The organism is Massilia sp. CT11-108 (assembly GCF_047302915.1).
In the GTDB taxonomy this organism is placed as follows: domain Bacteria; phylum Pseudomonadota; class Gammaproteobacteria; order Burkholderiales; family Burkholderiaceae_D; genus Telluria; species Telluria orientalis.
In genome coordinates, this window is sequence record NZ_JBKYMO010000525.1 from 1 (window position 1) to 3,651 (window position 3,651).

Annotated in this window: 3 protein-coding genes; 2 read left to right on the forward strand and 1 reads right to left on the reverse strand. The window is 65.8% G+C overall.

The annotated features are described in order from the left end of the window. Together ACEN88_RS26700 and lpdA are read left to right on the forward strand one after the other, a co-directional pair. The coding region (locus tag ACEN88_RS26700; RefSeq protein WP_413344528.1) for a 2-oxo acid dehydrogenase subunit E2 at positions 1-939 on the forward strand (939 nt) is incomplete at its 5' end. 9 nt (positions 940-948) lie between these two features. Beyond that, positions 949-2,766 (forward strand): dihydrolipoyl dehydrogenase, encoded by a 1,818-nt coding sequence (gene lpdA, locus ACEN88_RS26705; RefSeq protein ID WP_413344530.1) that lies wholly within the window; start codon positions 949-951, stop codon positions 2,764-2,766. Between the two features lie 51 nt (positions 2,767-2,817). Here the strand turns inward: lpdA and ACEN88_RS26710 are convergent. Continuing rightward, positions 2,818-3,651: S41 family peptidase (locus tag ACEN88_RS26710; protein ID WP_413344532.1), on the reverse strand; the 834-nt coding region annotated here is incomplete at its 5' end.

Below are 3,651 nucleotides of genomic sequence, written 5' to 3' on the forward strand. Positions count from 1 at the left end.
GCCGCGAGCTTCGCCTCGGCCCACGCCTCGCCGTCCGTGCGCAAGTTCGCGCGCGAACTGGGCGTCGACCTGAACAAGGTGAAGGGTTCCGGTCCGAAGGGCCGCATCACCCAGGAAGACGTGCAGGGCTTCGTCAAGTCGGCACTGGCCGCAGGCCCGACGGCCGCTCCGGCCGCAGCCGGCGGTGGCGCAGGCCTGAACCTGCTGCCATGGCCGTCGCTGGACTTCTCCAAGTTCGGCGAGACCGAAGCGCAGCCGCTGTCGCGCATCAAGAAGATCTCCGGACCGAACCTGCACCGCAACTGGGTCATGATCCCGCACGTGACGCAGTTCGAAGAAGCCGACGTCACCGACCTGGAAGACCTGCGCGTCGAATCGAATGCCGCGTATGCCAAGGCCAAGTCGCCGGTCAAGCTGACCATGCTGGCGTTCGTGATCAAGGCCTCCGTCGCCGCGCTGAAGAAGTTCCCGAACTTTAACGCGTCGCTGGACGAAGCCAACGGCCAGCTGATCCTCAAGAAGTACTACAACATCGGCTTCGCGGCCGACACGCCGAACGGCCTGGTCGTCCCGGTCATCAAGGACGCCGACAAGAAGTCCGTGTCGCAGATCGCCACCGAGATGGGCGAGCTGTCCGCACAGGCGCGCGAAGGCAAGCTGTCGCCGGCAAACATGCAGGGCGCGACCTTCACGATCTCGTCGCTGGGTGGCCTGGGCGGTACCGCGTTCACCCCGATCATCAACGCGCCGGAAGTCGCGATCCTGGGCCTGTCCAAGTCCTCGATGAAGCCGGTGTGGGATGGCAAAGCCTTCCAGCCGCGCCTGATGCTGCCGCTGTCGCTGTCGTTCGATCACCGCGTGATCGACGGTGCCGCCGGCGCCCGCTTCACGACCTACCTGGCCGATGTCCTGGCCGACCTGCGCAAGACGCTGCTGTAAGGAGAGCCCATGAGCACCGTTGAAGTCAAAGTCCCGAATATCGGCGATTTCAAGGAAGTCGAAATCATCGAGCTGATGGTCAAGCCCGGCGACACCATCAAGGTCGACCAGTCGCTGGTCACTGTCGAATCGGACAAGGCCAGCATGGAGATCCCGTCGACCCACGCCGGCGTCGTGCAGGAACTGAAGGTCAAGGTCGGCGACAAGGTGAGCGAAGGCTCGCTGCTGCTGACCGTCGACGATGCCGGCGCTGGCGCTGGCGCGGCACCTGCTGCAGCGCCGGCACCCGCTGCGGCCGAGCAGGCACCGGCCAACAAGCCGGCCGATTCGTATGCTCCAGCCCACCCGACCCCGTCGGCACCGGCAGCACCCATTCCGAACGCGGCCAGCTACACCGGCCCGGTCGACGTCGAATGCGAGATGATGGTGCTGGGCGCCGGCCCCGGCGGCTACTCGGCCGCCTTCCGCTCGGCCGACCTGGGCATGAACACCGTCCTCGTCGAGAAGTACGCGACGCTGGGCGGCGTGTGCCTGAACGTGGGCTGCATCCCGTCCAAGGCGCTGCTGCACGTGGCGCACATCATGGACGAGACGGCGCACATGGCCGATCTCGGCGTGTCGTTCGCCAAGCCGGACGTCGACATCGACAAGCTGCGCGCGTACAAGGACAAAGTCATCAAGACGATGACGGGCGGCCTGGCCGGCATGGCCAAGGCGCGCAAGGTCAATGTCGTCCAGGGCGTGGGTAAATTCCTGAGCCCGAACCACATCGAAGTGACGGCTGCCGACGGCGCGAAGAAGGTCGTCGCGTTCCAGAAGGCGATCATCGCGGCCGGTTCGGCTGTGGTAAAACTGCCGTTCGTGCCGGAAGATCCGCGCATCGTCGACTCCACCGGCGCGCTGGAACTGCGCCAGGTGCCGAAGCGCATGCTCGTCATCGGCGGCGGCATCATCGGCCTGGAAATGGCGACCGTGTACTCGACGCTGGGTGCGCGCATCGACGTCGTCGAGATGATGGATGGCCTGATGCAGGGTGCGGACCGCGAGGCCGTCAAGGTCTGGCAGAAGTTCAACGCATCCCGCTTCGACAACATCATGTTGAAGACCAAGACCGTCGGCGTGGAAGCGCTGCCGGAAGGGATCAAGGTCACGTTCGAAGCCGCCGAGGCAGGCCAGCCGGCACCGGAAGCGCAGGTCTACGACCTCGTGCTGGTGGCCGTGGGCCGCAGCCCGAACGGCAAGAAGATCGGCGCGGAAGCGGCCGGCGTGGCGGTCACCGACCGTGGCTTCATCCCGGTCGACGGCCAGATGCGCACGAACGTCCCGCACATCTTCGCTATTGGCGACCTGGTGGGCCAGCCGATGCTGGCACACAAGGCCGTGCATGAAGCCCACGTCGCCGCGGAAGCCGCGCACGGCGAGAAGGCCTACTTCGATGCGAAGGTGATCCCGTCGGTCGCGTACACCGATCCGGAAGTGGCATGGGTCGGCCTGACGGAAGACGAAGCGAAAGCCAAGGGCATCAAGGTCGAGAAGGGCCACTTCCCGTGGGCCGCATCGGGCCGCGCCGTCGCCAACGGCCGCTCGGAAGGCTTCACGAAGCTGCTGTTCGACGCCGAGACTCACCGCATCATCGGCGGCACGATCGTCGGCACGAGCGCCGGCGACATGATCGGCGAGGTCGCGCTGGCCATCGAGATGGGCGCGGACGGCGTGGACATCGGCAAGACGATCCATCCGCACCCGACCCTCGGCGAGTCGATCGGCATGGCGGCGGAAGCCTACGAAGGCGTCTGCACCGACCTGCCGCCGCCGCGCAAGCGTTGATCCAGGCGTTGTACGTCGTAAAGGAACCGGGGCCATGTGCCCCGGTTTTTTTTACGGTCGATTTGTTCCGTCAAGCCGGCGTTGCAGCATGTCCTTTGCCACGGCAAGCGCGTTGTCCGGCGTCGCCGCGACATCCGGTGCGACGCCCACGCCTTCCCAGTTGGTGTGGGTAATGGGACTGATGGTGCGCGCACTGGGTATCGCGGCGAAAAAATGGTCGCCGAGGCGGAAGGGACGTGTCGGGTGGGCGCCGCCCCAGGTCCGTTCGCCGATCAGCGTGGCGCGTTTCAGCGCCTGCATCGTGTAGGCGAAGTCTTCGCCAGCCGACATCGTGCCGGGGCCCGTCAGGATCAGGACCGGCTTCTTGCCGCCATAGCGCTTGCCGTCCAGCTGGTCGACCGTCCAATGCTGCGTGGCGACGCCGGTATCGCGATCCCAGATGTCGTTGACGCGCGTACGCTCGTCGACGAAATAGCTGACCAGTAGAGCCACCCCGTCCGGTGTGCCGCCGTGGTTGTTGCGCAGGTCGATGATCAGACCGTCGGTATCGGCGAGCTTGTCCATCGCAGCCGCATATCTTGGGGCCACGAGGAAAGGCGGCGGGAAGCCGGAAAGGTCGAGGTAGCCGATCCTGGGGCCCAGGCGATCGACTTTTTCCACGCCGAGGCTGGACGCGAGGATACGCTGGCGCACATCAGGGGGCGCGATCCGCTCCCACTCGGCCAGCGTCGTGGGGCGCGGCCCGACTTCACGGTCGGGCGGCACCAGATCGGGGTCGAATCCCACGAACAAGTGCTTGTCATGAAGGACGTCGGCAAGATCGGCCGTGAGCTGTTTTGCCAGTTGTTCGCCATCCGTGATCCCATCGTACTTGCCCTCGCGCTG

What these genes read in the sequence shown, in the direction of transcription:
- lpdA (WP_413344530.1), top strand. Translation starts at nt 949, where the DNA reads ATGAGCACCGTTGAAGTCAAAGTCCCGAATATCGGCGATTTCAAGGAA.